Annotated in this window: 19 protein-coding genes and 1 pseudogene; 7 read left to right on the plus strand and 13 right to left on the minus strand. The window is 65.8% G+C overall.

Annotated features, from left to right (window positions below):
- The coding region (locus tag VJV41_RS28665) for a CaiB/BaiF CoA-transferase family protein (protein ID WP_325339594.1) at positions 1-645 on the minus strand (645 nt) is incomplete at its 3' end.
- 76 nt (positions 646-721) lie between these two features.
- Between VJV41_RS28665 and VJV41_RS28670 the strand changes: the two genes are divergently transcribed.
- Together VJV41_RS28670 and tet(V) are read left to right on the plus strand one after the other, a co-directional pair.
- Complete coding sequence (locus VJV41_RS28670; RefSeq protein ID WP_325339595.1) at positions 722-1543, plus strand: enoyl-CoA hydratase; 822 nt, start codon at positions 722-724, stop codon at positions 1541-1543.
- A 117-nt stretch (positions 1544-1660) separates the two neighbouring features.
- The gene (gene tet(V), locus VJV41_RS28675) at positions 1661-2944 is read left to right on the plus strand and encodes a tetracycline efflux MFS transporter Tet(V) (protein ID WP_325339597.1); all 1284 of its coding nucleotides are present in this window, start codon (positions 1661-1663) and stop codon (positions 2942-2944) included.
- On the opposite strand, the gene VJV41_RS28680 is transcribed toward tet(V), so the two are convergent.
- From VJV41_RS28680 to VJV41_RS28690, 3 genes are read right to left on the minus strand one after another with little or no spacing between them, the layout of a single operon-like run.
- On the minus strand, positions 2941-3645 hold the full coding sequence (locus tag VJV41_RS28680; protein ID WP_325339599.1) for a CPBP family intramembrane glutamic endopeptidase: 705 nt from the start codon (positions 3643-3645) through the stop codon (positions 2941-2943). The genes tet(V) and VJV41_RS28680 overlap by 4 nt on opposite strands.
- A complete protein-coding gene (locus VJV41_RS28685; RefSeq protein ID WP_325339601.1) occupies positions 3642-4775 on the minus strand; it encodes an NAD(P)H-binding protein in 1134 nt (377 codons plus the stop codon). The genes VJV41_RS28680 and VJV41_RS28685 overlap by 4 nt, the downstream gene beginning before the upstream one ends.
- 59 nt (positions 4776-4834) lie before the next feature.
- A complete protein-coding gene (locus VJV41_RS28690; RefSeq protein ID WP_325339629.1) occupies positions 4835-5350 on the minus strand; it encodes a sigma-70 family RNA polymerase sigma factor in 516 nt (171 codons plus the stop codon).
- Between the two features lie 136 nt (positions 5351-5486).
- On the opposite strand from VJV41_RS28690, the gene VJV41_RS28695 reads away from it, so the two are divergent.
- Positions 5487-6503 (plus strand): TIGR03617 family F420-dependent LLM class oxidoreductase, encoded by a 1017-nt coding sequence (locus VJV41_RS28695; RefSeq protein WP_325339603.1) that lies wholly within the window; start codon positions 5487-5489, stop codon positions 6501-6503.
- Here VJV41_RS28695 and VJV41_RS28700 read toward each other — a convergent pair.
- The gene (locus VJV41_RS28700) at positions 6500-7456 is read right to left on the minus strand and encodes a GlxA family transcriptional regulator (RefSeq protein WP_325339605.1); all 957 of its coding nucleotides are present in this window, start codon (positions 7454-7456) and stop codon (positions 6500-6502) included. The genes VJV41_RS28695 and VJV41_RS28700 overlap by 4 nt on opposite strands.
- Positions 7457-7538: 82 nt before the next feature.
- Here VJV41_RS28700 and VJV41_RS28705 point away from each other — a divergent pair, with 82 nt between their 5' ends.
- The gene (locus VJV41_RS28705) at positions 7539-8810 is read left to right on the plus strand and encodes an MFS transporter (protein WP_325339607.1); all 1272 of its coding nucleotides are present in this window, start codon (positions 7539-7541) and stop codon (positions 8808-8810) included.
- A gap of 90 nt (positions 8811-8900) precedes the next feature.
- Complete coding sequence (locus VJV41_RS28710) at positions 8901-9584, plus strand: fasciclin domain-containing protein (RefSeq protein WP_325339609.1); 684 nt, start codon at positions 8901-8903, stop codon at positions 9582-9584.
- Positions 9585-9630: 46 nt separating this feature from the next.
- On the opposite strand, the gene VJV41_RS28715 is transcribed toward VJV41_RS28710, so the two are convergent.
- From VJV41_RS28715 to VJV41_RS28725, 3 genes are read right to left on the minus strand one after another with little or no spacing between them, the layout of a single operon-like run.
- Entirely contained in the window at positions 9631-10773 is a 1143-nt protein-coding gene (locus VJV41_RS28715) for an acyl-CoA dehydrogenase family protein (protein ID WP_325339611.1), read from the minus strand.
- A 5-nt stretch (positions 10774-10778) separates the two neighbouring features.
- Entirely contained in the window at positions 10779-11591 is an 813-nt protein-coding gene (locus VJV41_RS28720; protein WP_325339613.1) for a crotonase/enoyl-CoA hydratase family protein, read from the minus strand.
- Positions 11588-12733, minus strand: a complete 1146-nt coding sequence (locus VJV41_RS28725; protein WP_325339615.1) for an acetyl-CoA C-acyltransferase — start codon at positions 12731-12733, stop codon at positions 11588-11590. Before VJV41_RS28725 ends, VJV41_RS28720 begins: the two co-directional genes overlap by 4 nt.
- A gap of 170 nt (positions 12734-12903) precedes the next feature.
- Between VJV41_RS28725 and VJV41_RS28730 the strand changes: the two genes are divergently transcribed.
- Positions 12904-13695: a FadR/GntR family transcriptional regulator gene (locus VJV41_RS28730; protein WP_325339617.1), complete on the plus strand. Its 792-nt coding sequence runs from the start codon at positions 12904-12906 to the stop codon at positions 13693-13695.
- Between the two features lie 66 nt (positions 13696-13761).
- Here the strand turns inward: VJV41_RS28730 and VJV41_RS28735 are convergent, their stop codons facing one another.
- Positions 13762-14154 carry a hypothetical protein gene (locus VJV41_RS28735; protein ID WP_325339619.1) on the minus strand — a complete coding sequence of 131 codons (393 nt, stop codon included), beginning with the start codon at positions 14152-14154 and terminating at the stop codon, positions 13762-13764.
- Complete coding sequence (locus tag VJV41_RS28740; RefSeq protein ID WP_325339621.1) at positions 14132-15871, minus strand: DUF3556 domain-containing protein; 1740 nt, start codon at positions 15869-15871, stop codon at positions 14132-14134. The genes VJV41_RS28735 and VJV41_RS28740 overlap by 23 nt, the downstream gene beginning before the upstream one ends.
- A gap of 55 nt (positions 15872-15926) precedes the next feature.
- Here VJV41_RS28740 and VJV41_RS28745 point away from each other — a divergent pair, with 55 nt between their 5' ends.
- Positions 15927-16628 carry an alpha/beta fold hydrolase gene (locus tag VJV41_RS28745; RefSeq protein WP_325339623.1) on the plus strand — a complete coding sequence of 234 codons (702 nt, stop codon included), beginning with the start codon at positions 15927-15929 and terminating at the stop codon, positions 16626-16628.
- Here VJV41_RS28745 and VJV41_RS28750 read toward each other — a convergent pair.
- The 3 genes and pseudogenes from VJV41_RS28750 to VJV41_RS28760 all read right to left on the minus strand — a co-directional run.
- A complete protein-coding gene (locus tag VJV41_RS28750) occupies positions 16625-17158 on the minus strand; it encodes a DoxX family protein (protein WP_325339625.1) in 534 nt (177 codons plus the stop codon). The two genes, VJV41_RS28745 and VJV41_RS28750, sit on opposite strands and share 4 nt — an antisense overlap.
- A 22-nt stretch (positions 17159-17180) precedes the next feature.
- A pseudogene (locus VJV41_RS28755) lies at positions 17181-17315 on the minus strand (SDR family oxidoreductase); the annotation flags it as partial.
- Between the two features lie 186 nt (positions 17316-17501).
- On the minus strand, positions 17502-17857 hold a 356-nt coding region (locus VJV41_RS28760), incomplete at its 5' end, for a WS/DGAT domain-containing protein (RefSeq protein ID WP_325339627.1).

The following is a 17857-nucleotide window of genomic DNA, read 5'->3' on the forward strand; positions in this document are numbered from 1 at the left end:
ACGCTCGTCGCTCCACATGCCCATGCCCCGGAACGCCCAGATCATCTGGGAGAGCACGCTCGAGCCGTCGATCATTGCGGCATCGATGACCTGACCCTTGCCGGAGCGCTCGCGCTCCCACAATGCCGACAGGATTCCGACGAGGAGAAACATTGAGCCGCCGCCGAAGTCGCCGGCCAGGTTCAACGGCGGAACGGGTCGTTCACCGGCGCGGCCGATGGCGTGGAGCACACCGTTGAGAGAGATGTAGTTGATGTCGTGACCCGCCTGCTGGCTGCGCGGGCCGGTCTGGCCCCAGCCGGTCATCCGCGCGTAGATCAGACGTCCGTTGACCTTTGCGCAATCGTCGGGGCCAAGCCCCAGCCGCTCGGTGACGCCGGGACGGAGGCCCTCGATGAGCACGTCGGCCTTGGCAACCAACCGCAGCACCAAGTCGCGGCCTTCATCGGTCTTGAGGTTGGCGGCCACCGAGCGCCGGTTGCGCAACAGGTAGTCGATGCCTTTGGTGGGGATGCCCGGGCCCTTGCCCGGCCGCTCGACGCGAACGACGTCGGCGCCGAGGTCGCCGAGGATCATCGCGGCGTGCGGGCCGGGACCGATGCTCGCCAGTTCGAGTACCCGCAGCCCGCGCAGTGGTCCAGCCATGGTGTATCGCCCTCCGTAGTCGACCGCCGACATAGCTTACTTGTATAACCAAGTCGCCAGATCTAGGGTGCCTTCTATGACCACCCTGGACTCCGGCGCCGCCGCGTACACCAGCATTGACGACCTTTCCGTCGAGCTTGCCGACGGCGTGCTGTCGGTGACGCTGAACCGGCCGCAAAGCTTGAATTCGTTGACGGCAGCGATGCTGAAGGGCATCGCCGATGCACTGGAGCAGGCCGCAGGCGATCCGCGGGTGCGCGTGGTGCGCCTCGGTGGGGCCGGACGGGGGTTCAGTTCGGGCGCCGGCATCAGCGAGGAGGATCACGCCAACCCCGGGGCGAGTGGCACACCGGCCGACGTGCTGGATGCCGCGAACCGAGCGGTGCGATCGATTGTTCGACTACCGCAGCCGGCGGTTGCCGTGGTGCAGGGGCCTGCGGCGGGAGTCGGGGCGTCGTTGGCGTTGGCGTGTGACGTCGTACTCGCCTCGGAGAGGGCATTTTTCATGCTGGCGTTCACCAAGATCGGGCTGATGCCCGACGGTGGAGCGTCGGCGTTGATCGCCGCGGCGGTCGGGCGCATCCGCGCGATGCGGATGGCATTGATGGCCGAGCGGATCGGGGCGGCGGAGGCATTCGAGTGGGGGCTGGTGACCGCGGTGTATCCGGCCGAGGAGTTCGACGACGAGGTTTCGAAGGTGGTGGACGCGCTGGTGTCGGGTCCGGCCGTAGCGCTGCGCAAGACCAAGGACGCGATCAACGCGGCGACGCTGACGGAGTTGGAGGCGGCACTCGAACGGGAGAAGCAGGGCCAGCTGGTACTGCTGGAATCCAACGATTTCCGCGAGGGGACTCGTGCCTTCCAGCAGCGCCGCTCACCGAACTTCACCGACTCCTGACGTTCTCCCGCCGAGCAGACGCAAAACTGCCTTATTTGGGGCGATTTTAGGCAGGTTTGCGCCTGCTCGCGCCAAGAAAATCGGTGGACTCAGGACCGGCTGGTCCGCGACCATCGAATGGTGAGTACGCAATTCGACATTGAACAGCCGGTGGTCGACGCCGGCGGTTGGCGCGTGCTCGCACCCTTCAAAGTCCGCGAGTACCGCCTGCTGATCGCGGCCGTCTCGTCGTCGATCTTCGCCGAGGGCATGTGGGCTGTCGTGATGGCGCTTCAGGTCATCGAACTCGACAACGATCCCGCGTCGCTGTCGCTAGTCGCCACATGCCTCGGCGCCGGCCTGGTCGCCTTCGTGTTGATCGGCGGGCTCGCCGCCGACCGGATCGACCAGCGCGCCATCATCATCGCCGTCGAAACCGTCAACGTGATCGCGGTGTCGGTCATCGCCGTGCTCGGACTCGTTGGCGCCCTGCAGATCTGGCACATGGCGGTGGCCGCAGCCACCCTCGGCATCGCCGCGGCATTCTTCTTCCCCGCCTATAGCGCGCTCCTGCCGCGCATCCTGCCGGCCGCCCAGCTGCTGGCCGCCAACGGCGTCGAGGGCGTCGTGCGTCCGGTGTTTCAGCGCGCCGTCGGTCCGGCCGTCGCGGGCATTGTGGTGGGTGCGACGTTCCCTTCCCTCGGCGCGGCCGTGGTGGCAACGCTGTTCGCCGTCGGCCTGCTGCTCCTCGTCGCCACCAAACCGGCGGTGAAAAGCCCTGTAGACCAACCGGTTCGACAGCATGTGCTTCGCGACCTGCGCGACGGTTTCCTCTTCATGATGCGCACGCCATGGCTGCTGTGGACCCTGTTGTTCGCCAGCATGTTCGTGCTGCTCGTGCTGGGACCGATCGAGGTGCTGCTGCCATTCATCGCCAAGCAACGCTTCGAAGACGGCGCCCGCACCTACGGCTTCATCCTGGCATTCTTCGGTGTGGGCAGCGCCCTGGGCGCACTCGCAGTGTCGTCAGGACGACTGCCGCGGCGCTATCTCACGGTGATGATGACCATGTGGAGCGTCGGCTCGATACCGCTTGTCGTCGTCGGCATCACGTCGTCGTTCCCGCTGATGGCCGCTGCGACGTTCGTCATCGGCGTCACCGACGGCGCCGGAATGGTCATCTGGGGAACGCTGCTGCAGCGGCGTGTCCCGACGGAGATGCTCGGCCGAGTGTCAAGCCTGGACTTCTTCGTCTCGCTCGCGTTCATGCCGGTGTCGTTCGCGATCGTCGGCCCACTGTCGAAAGTCGTTTCGATACAGACGATTTTCCTCGTGGCAGGTATCGCACCGGTCCTGTTCGCGGCCGCGGCGATGACGGCAGCCCGGATGCGCCAAGACGAGCTGGCACACCCGTTGCGCTAGATGCCGAACACCGGCGGCAAGGCGAGCACCATGACAAGACCCCAGAAGAAGTGGGTGATCATCGGTGCGAGCACGCCGCCGGTGGCTCGGCGTTCAAATGCGCACACCGCACCGACGATCACTGCGGCGAGACCCAGCATCGGATTGCCGGTGGTGGAGGTCGCGGCGACGTAGACGATCGTCGAGACGACAGCCGGATACGCCTTGCCCAACGCCGTATAGAGCGCGCCGCGGAAGAACAATTCCTCGGCGAGCCCGTTGATCACGGTGATGAACACCACCAGCACCAACGGTCCGTGATTCGCGAAATCCAATACCCTGACCACGAATTCGCGCACGCCCGGTATCTCACGCGCGATCAAGCCGCCGACGAGGAACACACCACCGAGCGCCAAACCCACAACCGTCCCGGTGATCACCGGACGCTGGTTGCGGCCGCGGAACCGCACGCAACCCAGATGCAGCGGGCCCGACACGAGCGCGCCGACCGCCCAAACCGCTGCCAGCGCAAGCATCAGCCAATAGAACGACGAGTCGCCGGGCGGCCGGGTCAACGAATAGCCAAGCAGCGCAGCGCCGATCACCAACACGATCACCACAACGATCCGCCGTCGGCGTATCACGTGTGGCGGCTCGTGGTGCGGGACGGCGACGGTGGTGAGGATGTCGGAGAACTCGTGGACCAGGCTGAGGGGCGTCATGCCAGGCCGATCACCGTGTCGAGTCCGGTGCGCAGCGCCGCGGCGACGGGCCCAGGAACGGCGCCTAGCAGGCCGAGCACTGAGGGCCGCACGAAGGCCGGTGTGAGCGGCCGCGCCAGTTGCTGGATGCGCTGCGTGTCGCCGCCCGCCCACGGCGGGTCGGTGTCGGCCAAATGATGTGGATCGGCGAGCTCGTCGACGGGCTGGCGCAGATCACTCGACAGCGCACGGGAAATCGCGTCGTCGATGCACAGCAGCCCACCGGGCGGATCGGGCACGATATCCCGCAGCCGTGCGTCTGACGCCATCATCGGGTGATCCAACGACTCCACGAGATCGGCGGCCAGACCGCCCGGGACCGGCAGGACCGCGGCCGTCATCCATGACACCACGCTGGTATCGACCCGGTGAACGGGTAGCTCCGCGCGCCACTTCCCCGTTATCCGCGCATACGCCCGCAGCAGGTCGCTGTACGAGGTGGTCTCCGGGCCGATGATGTCGTACGCGCCGGCCGGGACGCGGTCGGCGTCCGCCGCTGCGACGAGGTAGTAGAGGACGTCTCGGATGGAAATCGGGTCTATTGGGTTGGCCGACCACGCCGGCAGAGGAATCAACACGAATCGGTCCCCGACATAGCGCAGCATCTCGAACGACGTCGAACCCGAGCCGATGATCATCGCCGCACCGAGCCACACCACGTCCGCGCCGCCGTCGATGCTCAACGCGTGGGCAACCTCAGCGCGGCTGGTCAGGTGTTCGGACAGTTCGTCGTCATCGGGGACGAATCCACCGAGATACACGATCCGCCGCACCCCGGCATCCTTGGCCGCGTTCGCCACGTTGGCCGCCGCACGGTTGTCGGCGTCGCGAAAGTCCGGCTGGCCGATGCCGTGCACGAGGTAGTACACGACGTCGATCGGGCCCGCGTCTTCGAACGCCTTGGCGGCCGAGGTTTCGTCGTGCGCATCCAACGCGACTCCGCTGGCCCGCTCGTGCCAGCCGAAATCGGCCAGCCGGTCGGTGTTTCGGGTCGCGGCGACGACCTCGTGGCCATCGTCGAGCAGCGCGCTGACGAGACGCGAACCGACGTAGCCGGTGGCGCCGGTGACCAGGATTCGCACGGTACTCACCGTAGGGCTGTACCCGGACCGGTCACATTGGAATCGAGACGCCGTCCACTACCTCCCGTTCATTCGCCGTCCTCCAAGATCCGCCGCAGCGCCCGCAACGCATAATGCAGCCTCGACTTCACGGTGCCTTCGGCGATCTGGAGATCCTCGGCGATGAGCTCGAGCGTCCAGCCCAGGTAATACGACCGCCAGAGCACGGCGCGGTGATCGGCGGACAACTGAGCCAGCGCGTGCCTGACCATCAGCCGGTCGATCGTGGCGTTTGCGTCCTGCGGATCGACGGGCTCGCGAAAATCGGCGCCCTCGGGCATGGCTACTTCGTTACGGAACCGGACAGTGCGGCGGTCATCGATGACGATATTGCGCGCGACGGTGAAGAGCCAGGCCCTTGGCGATCGATTGCTTTCTTCGGTGATCTCGGGGTGGCGCCACGCGCGTATCAGCGTTTCCTGCACTACGTCGTGTGCTTGATGCGCGTCGTGAGTCAATCGAAGGGCGTAGCGCCACAATGCGACCGAGTGTGCGTCGTAGAGCACGCGCAATGGAGCACTTCGCGGGTCCTGAGTCCGTGGCAAGTGTTCGGGAGTTACGGCCGGCACCTCGTCAACTGTCACCGTCGAGGAGGGGCGTGTCGTTCCCGCTGCCACTCCTCAACGAACCCCCGCTACCAGGTATTTACATCGCCCGGTTGAGCCGTGCGATGCTGACGTCGTGAAGGTGCACCTACAGGTCGACGGGGCGCCGGCCAGGCTGTCGGAGAATATCGGCCGCATCGTCGCCGCGGGCGCAGACGGGATCTTCACCTTCGAGGGCCAGCACGACGTGTTCTTCCCGCTGGTGATCGCGTCGCAGGAAACCGATCTGATGCTGATGACGAATGTTGCGATCGCGTCGCCACGCAGTCCCCTGCACTTGGCCCACGCGGCGTACGACCTGCAGGCGCTGTCCGCTGGTAAGTTCCGGCTCGGGCTCGGGTCGCAGATCAGGGCGCACATCGAGAAGCGGTACGGCAGCGAGTGGGGCAAGCCCGCGCACCGGCTGGCGGAATCTGTGCGCGCGGTCAAAGCGATCTTTGACGCCTGGGAAGGCCGCTCCCGCTTGGACTTTCGCGGTGAGTTCTACACGCACACGCTGATGTCGCCCAACTTCAATCCCGGGCCTAACCCCTATGGACCGCCGGCGGTGCTGATGGGCGCACTCGGTCCGATCATGACGCGCAAGGCTGCCGAAGTCGCGGACGGACTGCTGGTGATGCCGTTCAACAGCGCTCGCCATTTCGCGGACCGGACCGTACCCGCCCTGGACGAGGGGTTCGGCCGGTCAGGCCGTGACTCCGCTCAGTTCGCGGTGATCGCGCAGGCGATGGTGGCGGTAGGCCGCAGCGATGCCGAGATCGCCACGGCCGTCGAAGGTGTGGGGTCGCTGATCGCGTTCTACGGCTCGACACCTGCGTATCTTCCCGTGCTGCAGGCGCACGGGTGGGAGCACATCCAGCCGACACTCAATGCGTTGTCGAAGAAGGGCGCGTTCGACGAGATGCGCCGGCTGATCACCGACGAGATGGTGGAAACCATTGGCGTGGTGGGCGATCCCGAACACTGTGCGGCCGAGATCGCCAGGCGGTTCGGGGGGCGGGCCAACGAAGTGTGTTGCTATTTCCCGGGATACCGTCCGCGTGCCGAGCACGTCGCTGATCTGGTTCGGGCGCTGCATTCCGACGGCGACTAAGCGCCCTGGTACACCCTGCGGTAACTAGACGGCGACATCCCGACGCCGCGACGCAGATGGTGTCGCAGGTTGCCGCCCGATCCGAGGCCGGACAGCCGGGCGACTTCGTCGACGGGAAGGTCGTGCGACTCGAGCAGTTCGCGGGCGCGGTCCACCCGGCGGTTGCGCACCCACACTCCTGGCGACTGGCCCGTCTCCTCGTGGAATCGCCGACTGAACGTGCGTGCACTCATCTTCGCGTGCCGCGCGAGCCGCTGCACCGTCAGCTCCTCGTCGAGGTGTTGCAGCGCCCATTCGCGTGTCGGCGCGGTGGAAAAGTCATCCGGCTCGGGAATGTGCCGATCGATGAACTGCGCCTGGCCTCCCTCGCGCCACGGCGGCACCACGCAATACCTGGCGACCGCGTTGGCCACCTGCACGCCGTGGTCGCAGCGAATGATGTGCAGGCACAAGTCAATTCCGGCTGCGAGACCCGCGGACGTCAAGATGTCGCCGTCGTCGACGAACAGCACATTCTCGTCGACCAACACCGCCGGGTGAAGGCTGCGCAGTGAGTCGGCGAACTTCCAATGGGTAGTGGCGCGTCGCCCGTCGAGCAAGCCCGCCGCGGCGAGGACGAACGCGCCGGTGCAGATCGATACCAGACGCGTGCCGGGTCGGATCGTGGCCAGTGCCGCTGACACCTCTGGCGCCAGCACGCCGTCGATGCGTGCGGGCGGGTAGCGCGTACCGGGGATCACCACCGTGTCGGCTGTGGCCAGCGCCTCAGGTCCGGCACCGGGTAGCAGGCCGAAGCCCGTGGTCGCCGCGACCGGCCCGACCGTCAGCCCGCAGGTCACGACGTCGTAGAGCGCGTTGCCGTCGGCGTCGGTGCCATTGGAGAACAGCAGGGGCGCGATCGCGGCGTCGAAGCCCACCACCGGTGGCAGCAGAAGTACGGTGACGCGATGCATGCCGCCATTTTGGCATGTTTTTGACGAATGGTGTCATTCATGCCACTAGCCCGAACCAACCGCATTCCGCGAAAGTGATCCGGTGACGCTCGCCGCCGCAGAGAACAGCACCGCCCGGATCCATTGGGCCTGGGTGGTCGCCGCCGTCAGCTTCGTCGCCATCCTCGGCGCGGCGGGCTTCCGCTCGGTTCCCGGCGTGATGATGAATCCGCTGCACCACGAGTTCGGGTGGACGCACGGCGTCGTCGGGCTGGCGATGTCGGTCAACATGACGTTGTTCGGCCTGACGGCACCGTTTGCGGCGGCGTTGATGGACCGGTTCGGTGTCCGGCCGGTGCTGTCGGCGGCCCTGGTGCTCATCGCCGCCGGTTCGGCGCTCAGCGTGACGATGAGCGCCAGCTGGCAGCTGGTGCTGCTGTGGGGCCTGCTGGTCGGCGTCGGCACCGGCTCGATCTCGATGGGCTTCGTCGCCACTGTCGCCACCCGCTGGTTCGAAGCCCGCCGCGGACTGGTCACGGGCGTGCTGACCGCAGCCAGTGCGACCGGGCAGCTGATCTTCCTGCCGATCGTCGCCGAGGTGACCACCCGTCATGGCTGGCGATGGGCGTCGCTGATCGTCGCGGCGGCAGCGCTCAGCGTCGTCCCGCTGGTGCTCGTCTTCATGCGAAACTACCCGCAGGACAAGGGCTTAACCGCGTACGGCGCCAGCGTCGCCGAGCCGGCCGTGGTGCCCGCCTCAAGTTTTCGCGCAGCGTTCGACGGACTGCTGCTTGGCGCGCGAGTGCCTGCCTTCTGGCTGCTGGCGGGCAGCTTTGCGATCTGTGGGATGACGACAAACGGGTTGATCGGCACGCATTTCATTCCCGCCGCCAACGACCACGGCATGCCCACCACGGTCGCGGCGGGGCTGCTCGCCACCATCGGCGTCCTCGACGTCGCAGGCACAGTGTTCTCGGGATGGCTGACCGACCGCGTCGACCCTCGGCTGCTACTCGTCGTCTACTACACCGGGCGCGGGATTTCGCTGGTGTTGCTACCGGCGCTGCTTTCGCCGCACGCCGAACCGAGCACATGGGTGTTCATCATCTTCTACGGCCTGGACTGGGTGGCAACCGTCCCGCCGACGATCGCTTTGTGCCGCAACTACTTCGGCAGCCGGTCCCCCGTCGTATTCGGCTGGGTGTTCGCGTCTCACCAGCTCGGCGCGGCGATCGCCGCCGCGGGCGCGGGCCGGCTGCGTGATCTGCAGGGCAATTACGACCTGGCGTTCTACCTGGCGGCCGGGCTGTGTTTCGTCGCCGCGATACTCTGCGTAAATGTGCGAAAAGCGCAGGTCAGCATGGCTACCGCATGATCCATGCGGCTCCCTGACTTTGCCGTGCACTGATCACTGCATTTAACATGCGATGCGGGTTGAGGGACCTAACAAGCCGAGGAGCCGGAGTTGAAGACTCGTACCAGCAAGGCATTGGGCGCTGCCGCGGGCATCGCCGCGATCGTGGCATCGCTGCCCATGGCGTACACCGCATCCGCCGATCCGACCACGACGCCGGTCGCGCCGATCCCCGATCCCCAGGGCTCCGGATGTGATGCGTTCAAGCAGGCGGTGCCCGGGTTCAAGGACCTGGACAAGCAGCCGGTCGGCACCGCGCTGGCAAGCATCCCCGACATCTCGACCTTCAACGCGCTGGTCTCCGGTCAAGCCAATCCCGCCGTGAACATCGTGTCTGTTCTGAACAACGGTCCGTACGTGGTGTTCGCCCCGACGAACGAGGCGTTCGCGGCTCTGGAGCCGGGCCAGCTCGACGCGATCAAGGCTGACCCGGCGGCACTGGCCAAGCTCGACTACTACCACGTCTTCCTCGGTCTGCTCGGCAATGACGACGTGCACGGCCAGCGGCCCACGCAGCAGGGCGCGGAGGTCAAGGTCACCGGCAAGGGCGGCGACGTCAAGGTCAATGACACCGCCAAGCTGGTCTGCGGCGCCATTCAGGCCAGTAACGCACGGATCTACCTGATTGACACGGTGCTGGACCCGAACCAGGCGCCGGAGCCGATCACGCCGTCGGGCACAAGCTCGACCACGACGACCACCACGACCCAGGCGCCGCCCCCGCCGGCCGGCTAGAGGCCACGCCGGCTGAGCCGGCTATAGGCCATGTCGGCTGAGCCGGCTATAAGCCGAGGTCGCGACCGATGATCTCCTTCATGATCTCGGTCGTGCCGCCGAAGATGGTTTGGATGCGCGAGTCGACGTAGTCGCGCGCGACGCGGTACTCCATCATGTAGCCGTACCCGCCGTGCAGCTGCACGCAGCCGTCGATGACCTTCTTCGCGGTCTCGGTACACCACCATTTGGCCTTGGCGGCCTCGACCGCGGACAGGTCGCCGTCGACGACGCCCTGCAGGCACCGGTCGATGTATTGCTCGGAGACGTCGAGTTCGGTGTCCATCTCCGCGAGCAGGAAGCGGTTGTGCTGGAAGCTGCCGATCGGCTGCCCGAACGCCTTGCGATCCTTGGCGTATTGCACTGTCTGACGCCAGGTTTCGCGGGCGCCGGCGATGGCGGAGATCGCGATGCTCATCCGCTCGGACGGCAGATTCTGCATCAGGTGATAGAAGCCGCGGCCCTCCTGGCCTAGCACGTTCGCTGCCGGCACGCGGACGTCCTCGAAGTGAAGTTCCGAGGTGTCCTGCGCGTGTAGTCCCATCTTGTCGAGCTTGCGGCCGCGGGTGAAGCCCTCCATGTCACGCTCCACGACCAGGAGCGTGAAGCCTTTGTGTCCGGCGTCGGGGTCGGTTCGGCAGACGACCACGCAGAGGTCACAGTTGATGCCCGACGAAATGAATGTCTTGGAGCCGTTGACGATCCAGTCGTCACCGTCCCGAACCGCCGAGGTGCGGATGCCCGCCAGATCACTGCCCGCACCCGGTTCGGTCATCGCGATCGCGACGATCGTTTCGCCGCTGGCGATTCCGGGCATCCACCGCTTCAGCTGCTCCTCGTTGGAGAGATGTTTGAAATACGGTGCGACGACATCGTTTTGCAGGCCCAGCGACGGCGCAGGCCCGCCGTAGCGGGCGAATTCCTCGTCGATCACCGCGTTGAACCGGAAGTCGTCGGAACCACCGCCGCCGTACTCCTCGGGCATGTTGAACCCGACCAGTCCGTACTTACCGGCGGCGACGAACGCCGACCGGTCGACGATGCGGTCGGCCTCCCACTTCTCGGCGTTGGGCACCAGTTCGCTTGCGATGAACTGGCGGGTGGTTTCGCGCAGGGCCTCGTGCTCAGCTTCGAATACGGTTCGTTTCATCGTCTTTACTTCGCTTTCCATATGGGCTCGCGCTTTTCGGCGAAGGCCCGCGGTCCTTCCTTCGCGTCGTCGGACTTCATCAGTTCGACGACCTCGCGCATGGTGCGCGACCAGCCTGCCTCGTCGTCGGTGATCACCCTGTCGTCGACGCCGACGGCCACGCGCTTGCTGGCCTGCACGGCCAACGGCGCATTGACGGTGATCCGTTCGGCCAGCGCCAGCGCGGCGTCGAGTTCGGTGCCGTCGGGCACGACCTGATTGATCAGGCCCCATTTCAGCGCGTCGGTCGACGACATCGGCTCACCGGTGAACATCAGCTCCAACGCGACCTTGCGGGGAAGCTGTTCGACGAGCCGGAACACTCCGCCCGCAGCGGCGATCAGACCCCGCTTCACTTCGGGCAGACCGAATTTCGCGCTTTCGCAGGCGACGACGAGGTCGCTGGCCAAGGCAAGTTCGGTGCCTCCACCCAACGCCGTGCCGTTGACCGCGGCGATGGTCGGCTTGTCAATGAAATGCCGTACGTATCCGGCGAAGCCCCATTTGGGATGCTCCGGATGCATCAGGTTCTCGCCCTTGGCCAATGCCTTGAGATCGGCTCCCGCACAGAACGATTTATCACCGGAACCGGTGATCACCACGACGCGAATGTCCGGATCCTGTTGCGCCTGGGCCATCGCGTCGCCCACGGCGATACTCACTGCGGCGTTGACGGCGTTGCGCGCCTCTGGCCGGTTGATCGTGATGATCATGACGTTGCCGCGGCGCGTAACAAGCGCCGCAGAGTCGAGCTGAGCTTGCGTCACCGCTTCATTCACAAGAGCTCCAGGATGGTGGCGTTGGCCTGGCCGCCACCCTCACACATCGTCTGCAGGCCGTACTGAATTCCCTTGTCCCGCATGTGGTACAGCATCGTGGTCATGATGCGGGCGCCCGATCCGCCGAGCGGGTGACCCAGCGCGATCGCACCGCCGTTGGGGTTGAGCCGCTTCTCATCGGCGCCGATGTCCTTCAGCCACGCCATCGGCACCGGCGCGAACGCCTCGTTCACCTCGAACACACCGATGTCGTCAACCGACAGACCCGAGCGCTTCAAGGCCTTCTGCGTCGCCGGGATCGGTGCGGTCAGCATGATCACGGGATCGGCGCCTGCCAGCGTCGCGGTGTGTACCCGCGCGATCGGCTTGAGCCCCAAGGACTTCGCCTTCTCGGCCGACATGAACAGCAGCGCCGCCGAGCCGTCGGAGATCTGCGAGGAGTTGCCGGCGTGGATGACACCGCCTTCTTTGAACGCCGGCTTGAGCTGAGCCATCTTCTCGATGGTGGTGCCGCGGCGGATGCCCTCGTCCTTGAGTACCGGGTTGCCGTCCTGATCCTTGATGGCCACGATCTGGTCGTCGAACGCGCCGGAATCCTGTGCGGCCGCGGCCTTGTCATGCGAGGCGAGCGAAAACTCGTCGACCGCGGTGCGATCGAAGCCCCACTGCTCGCAGATCATCTCGGCGCCGATGCCCTGGTTCGGCGTCTGGCTGTAGCGGTTGCGGAACGCCTCCGGGTAGGGATGGCCGCCGTTGGCCAGCGAGGAACCCATGGGCACCCGCGACATCGCCTCGACACCGCCGGCTACCACCACGTCGTAGTGGCCCGCCACGACCCCGGCCGCCGCGAAGTGCACGGACTGCTGGCTCGACCCGCACTGCCGGTCGACGGTCACGCCCGGGACGCTCTCCGGCCAGCCCGCCGCCAGCACCGCGGTGCGGGCGATGTCGAGCGCTTGCTCGCCGGCCTGCATGACGCAGCCCCAGATGACGTCGTCCACGATTGTGGGGTCGACTCCGGCGCGCTCGACCAGGCCGTTGAGGACCTGTGCGGAGAGCTCCCCTGGATGCACGCCCGAAAGTCCGCCGTTGCGCTTGCCGACGGGCGACCGCACGGCCTCGACGATCACTGCTTCAGCCATGGAACTCTCCTTCGTAGGTCTGTCGTGTACACCCGAACGTAAACGAACAAGGTTTACTAGGTCAACCTACTAGTTGGTAGGCTGACGGCCCGCCTTCACACGAGCCCCGTGGCCGCGCGACATGGTTTACTGAGTTGCATAGCTCGAAAACCATTGCTTGGGGAGATGTTGTGACGCGAAGCACACCGCTGGCGCCGATGATCGGCTCTCACGCCGTCCCGGCGAGTGCGGCCGTCCGATCACCGAAGACGGCCGAGCTCGTCGCGGGCACGCTGCGCCGCATGGTGGTCGACGGGCAGCTCAAGGAGGGTGACTTCCTACCCAACGAGGCCGAGCTGATGGCCCACTTCGGCGTCAGCCGTCCGACCCTGCGCGAGGCCGTGCGGGTGCTGGAGTCCGAGCGGCTGGTCGAGGTGCGGCGCGGATCGCGCACCGGTGCCCGTGTGCGCGTGCCGGGGCCAGAGATCGTGGCGCGTCCCGCCGGTCTGCTCCTCGAGCTGTCGGGCGCCACCATCGCCGATGTCATGGTGGCGCAGGCTGGTATCGAACCAATGGCCGCTCGATTGCTCGCCGAATCGGGAACCGCGGAGGCATTCGACGAGCTAGACCAGATGCTGGCCGAACACGTCCCGAATGGCTGGGAGACGGATCGGCTGGCACAAACGACAGGCGACTTCCACCGCCGGATGGTGGAGCTCTCAGGCAATGCGACGCTCACCATGATGGCCGGCATGCTGCACGAGATCACGGTGCGCCACACCGCATTCGTGTTCAAGGAAAACCGGCCCGTGTCAAAGGCCGACTACGACAAGCTGATGCGGTCCTACCGGAAACTGATGAAGTTGCTGCGCGCACGCGACGGCGCGGCGGCCGAGGCGCATTGGCGCAAGCACCTCGACGTTGCGCGCGGCCTGATGACCGAAGGCCTCGAGAACGTCAAGGTCCGCGACGTGGTGGGCTAGCAGCCTCGCCGAAACTACGGGGAGATCACGTTTTCGGTCCAGATCGCGATCTGTGCGCAGTGTCGGCTAATCCGGCCAAACCGCCAGGCGCGCAGTGGTATCGGCCAATCCGTCCTCCGTCTTCCAGCGCATGGGCAGCAGCCGGTAGCGCCAGCCGCCTGCGTCTCCGTCAGCCCCGACATGATCGACGGTGATCGAAATAAGGTCCTCTGCAAGCTGTTTGGCATGGGTCTCCAGATAGATCCCCCTTTCGTCGTCACGTTCTGACATCAGCTCGCTGCCATAGAGCAGCCGCGGACCCGGCGCCCGGTACAGCAGCACACACTGATGCCGGTCGGGGCAATGCCCGCTGATCACCCGTACGACGCAGTTGCTGTCGACGGGGCCAAGGTCGCTCATCAGCTGTCCGGTCGCGTCGTACCAGACAGACACCCGATCAGGTGGCGTCGGCGCGGTCACGTCCATACACATGCACGGGCACGGTGTCATCCCATGGCTGGCGCGTCACCATGTCGGCCACTTTCACGTAGCCGCTTTCGAATTCGCCTGTCGCCGCATCGACGAGCCGGTATTGCTGGGTCTGGCGGTGAATCGGCTGCGCGTCGAGCAGGAGCACACGCACTTCGCCCGGCTCGAAGTGGCACCGCTGCTGTAAGGCCTCGATCAGCTGCTCGTTGTGCATGTGGCCGTCGCCGAAGTTCCAGCCAATGGCCGTCGAACATATCCGCTCACCGTCGGTCAGGACGTACTCGTCCTCGTTCTGCCCCGCCATCGCACGGTGCGCGAGGGTGAACATCGCGCGGCCGTGAGTGTTGAACGCGCGGAAAGCATATCCCATGTAGAGGTACATCTGCGCGGTTTCCGGGCTGCCGTAGTACCGCTCCATCTGAGCCTGCGGCATGCTCGCGATCGACACCACACCATTCTCGATCTTCGCTGCGGCCGACGGCTTGACGCACCACAGCGTGGTATCCCAGTTGCCGGCGTAATACCGCATCCCGGGCAGGAAGGACACCTTGCGAGGGAACAGGTTTCCGATGACGACGGTGCCCGCGACGACGCAGAACAACACGATCGGCCACGGAGTCTGCAGCTCGCCGAGTCCAACTCCCGCGTGGCCGACGAACAGCGCCAGCACGGAAAACATCATGAACACGTTCCATTCCAGCGGCACCCCCATCGGTATCGACGACAGGATGCCGAAGTGGAAGCACAGCATGACGAACGCGGCGATCGCCGTCGGCCAACCGCCGTGGGAGAAGAACAACACCAGTGGGACGAGCCCCTCGATCGCGGTGCTGAAGTGCGCGAGCCACCGCGACAGCCGACCGGGCCGCAGGTCGTCGGGAAAGCGTTCGAAGAACTTGCGCTTGATCCACCGCGGGCGGAACACCGGGTTGTTGCTCATCATCGTCGAGATGACAAACGGGAAGTGCTTGTTGAGCTTTGACGTCGCCGCGCCTAGCCAGATCACCAGGCAGACCAACTTGGCGGCGATGATCATGTCCACCCCGGCGAACAAGAAGGCCACCGTGAACGAGGCATACACTTCGCCGCGGGCGGCCAGGAAGATCACCTTGTCGCGCAGGCCGAGCACCGCGAGCAGACCGAGGATCGTCCAAATCTGCCACATCGGTAGTACGCCCACGGTGGAGCCCAGCGCCGGGATCGGACCCGTTCCGTCGGAGAACAACGCGACCACAAGCATGACAAGCAGCGCCCCATACAGCGCCGCGTCCACGGGCGTGCGGGTGGCGCCCTTTGTCAGCGGCACCCGCGTTGGCCACGGGGGCAACCGAATCGTGTTGGGCCGCAACCAATACAGAATTGACCCCATCGGCGGGAAGAACCGGTTGTTCAGCGGGCCGAAGCCGCAGCCCAGTCCGATGACCTCGAACAGCATCGTGTAGAGCACGACCTTTTCGAAGACGATCGGCTCGGCGTACCAGGACGCCACATTGGTGAACCCGTCGATGCCCTTGGTCGCCAGCGCGAACAGCCAGCCGCCGAGTATGTAGAGCAGGATCTTGACGACGTAGAACAGGTGCAGCACACCGGGAGTTCCGAAGCCCACCTCGGCCCAGTGCCGGGCCATCGGGACGATTTTCTCGGCGCGCGTGCCCTTGCTCCACTCGTCGTAGTCGACGACGGGCGCGTCCTGCTTCAGGAATCCCATGGCCACCAAGACTAGAACGTGTTCTAGCGGTGTGGAATCGGTTTAGCCTTACCCGATGACCACATTTGCCCTGGTGCATGGCGCGTGGCACGGCGCGTGGTGTTGGGAGCGGTTGACACCGTTCCTGCAGCAAGCCGGCCATGACGTGGTGGCGATGGACCTACCGAGCGAGGACGGCACGGCGACCTTCGACACCTACGCCGACGTGGTATGCGCGGCGCTGGCTGGACATGACGACGATGTCGTGCTGGTCGGGCACTCCTACGGCGGACACACCGTGCCGCTGGTGGCCGCGCGGCGACCGATACGACGTCTCGTTTATCTGTGCGCCATGATCCCCGACATCGGCCGCAGTCTGTTCGATCAGCTGAGCGACGAACTGGAGATGCTGAACCCGGCATACGAACACGGGTTGAGCGTGCCCGATGAGCAGCTGCGGCAGGTGTGGGCCGACGTCGACATCGCGTCCGCGATGTTCTACGGCAACTGTGACGAGCCAACCGCCAAGGCTGCCCTCGACCGTCTTCGACCCCAATCGGCCTACCCGGCGATCCTGCCGTGTTCACTGACCGAATTCCCAGCGGTGGAAACGACATACGTGGTTTGTGGCGACGATCAGATCCTGCGTCCGGATTGGTCGAGACGAACCGCCCGTGAGCGGATCGGCGCCGAACTCATCGAGCTTCCCGGCGACCACTCGCCGTTCTACTCACGGCCGTCAGTTCTGGCCGACGTGTTGCTCCGCATGGCGAATTAGGCGTCGGCCTTGGCCGGTGGCCGCCAGAAGATCGCCAGCTGCCCGATGCCACCGGCGAGCCCCAGCCCGGCAGAGATCAGCAGACCCCACCAGCCGTGCAGGAAGTCGTAGAGGGCCGTCGTGTGGAACAGCGCGTAGTCGAGGCTGAACTTGCCGGGGCCGATTGTGGCCACCGCCACCGCCGTCACGGCCAGAATCAGGTTGTACTCCCAGCCCTCCTTGACGATGAAGAAGCCGTTGGGCCGGTGCACGGTCCAGGCGGCAACCAGCATCAGCGCGACGAAGCCGGCCGCCGGAATCGGCGTCAACAGTCCGACCGCCAAACCGACGCCGGCCGACATCTCCGTGGTGGCGGCTATCCGGGCGTGGAACATGCCCGGTTTCATGCCGATGCTGTCGAACCAGCCCGCAGTGCCGGCCAGGCCGCCCTTGCCGAAGAACTTGTTGTAACCGTGTGCGGCCATGGTCAGACCCAGCACCACCCGAAGAATCAGCAGTCCGGTGTCGATGGCCGTGTGGTACGCAGTCATGCAACAAAATCTAAGCCATGTGTTAAACGGCCGCCCAACCCCCGTCCACACTCAACACGGCGCCGTGAACATTGGCGGCGTCGTCGCTGGCCAGGAACAGCACCGTGGCGGCGACCTCCGCTGGTGTGCTCATCCGCCGCGACGGGATGCGTGCCACGGATTAAGGCCCAGCAGACGCAAAGTGCTCCATTTTCTCGGCGTGTCGGGGGCTTTTGCGTCTGCTCGCCGTGAATGCGGGCGACCTGACGCTGGCCCGGCTGCTGGAGCCGTATGCGTTGATCTGGATCCACCTCGCGCTGCGGCGGGGGTTCGGAACGAACTGGGCCTTCGGGCTGCTGCGCCGCTAACTCAGCGCGGCCTCAAGCCGTTTCACGTACGCGTCGACATCGCCGATTGCCGACTCTGCCGCGTGCACGCTGATGGCGATCGTGTCGCCGATGCCGTGCACACCGTGCGTCAACCCCATCATCGGCGACAGGCCCGGATAGCCGGCCGTCAGCGCCACGGGCGCATCACCGAAATGCAGATCGGCCGGCCCGCGATTGACGCTGGACACCACCGTGTTGCCGGTGACCGTCGGCGACCTCAGCGTCGGGTCGAATTGCTTGACGCCCCACCGCAGCAGCAGCGCAGGAACCGCAGCGGATGCACGGCCGGCCGCCAGCATCGCCGGATGCGCCGCCCGGCGGCGGCGCAGCG

The sequence above is a fragment of the Mycobacterium sp. genome, assembly GCF_035274705.1.
Classification (GTDB): Bacteria; Actinomycetota; Actinomycetes; order Mycobacteriales; family Mycobacteriaceae; genus Mycobacterium.

What these genes read in the sequence shown, in the direction of transcription:
- VJV41_RS28670 (WP_325339595.1), top strand. Translation starts at nt 722, where the DNA reads ATGACCACCCTGGACTCCGGCGCCGCCGCGTACACCAGCATTGACGAC.
- VJV41_RS28680 (WP_325339599.1), bottom strand. Translation starts at nt 3,645, where the DNA reads ATGACGCCCCTCAGCCTGGTCCACGAGTTCTCCGACATCCTCACCACC.
- VJV41_RS28700 (WP_325339605.1), bottom strand. Translation starts at nt 7,456, where the DNA reads ATGCATCGCGTCACCGTACTTCTGCTGCCACCGGTGGTGGGCTTCGAC.
- VJV41_RS28715 (WP_325339611.1), bottom strand. Translation starts at nt 10,773, where the DNA reads ATGAAACGAACCGTATTCGAAGCTGAGCACGAGGCCCTGCGCGAAACC.
- VJV41_RS28725 (WP_325339615.1), bottom strand. Translation starts at nt 12,733, where the DNA reads ATGGCTGAAGCAGTGATCGTCGAGGCCGTGCGGTCGCCCGTCGGCAAG.
- VJV41_RS28740 (WP_325339621.1), bottom strand. Translation starts at nt 15,871, where the DNA reads ATGGGATTCCTGAAGCAGGACGCGCCCGTCGTCGACTACGACGAGTGG.
- VJV41_RS28745 (WP_325339623.1), top strand. Translation starts at nt 15,927, where the DNA reads ATGACCACATTTGCCCTGGTGCATGGCGCGTGGCACGGCGCGTGGTGT.
- VJV41_RS28750 (WP_325339625.1), bottom strand. Translation starts at nt 17,158, where the DNA reads ATGACTGCGTACCACACGGCCATCGACACCGGACTGCTGATTCTTCGG.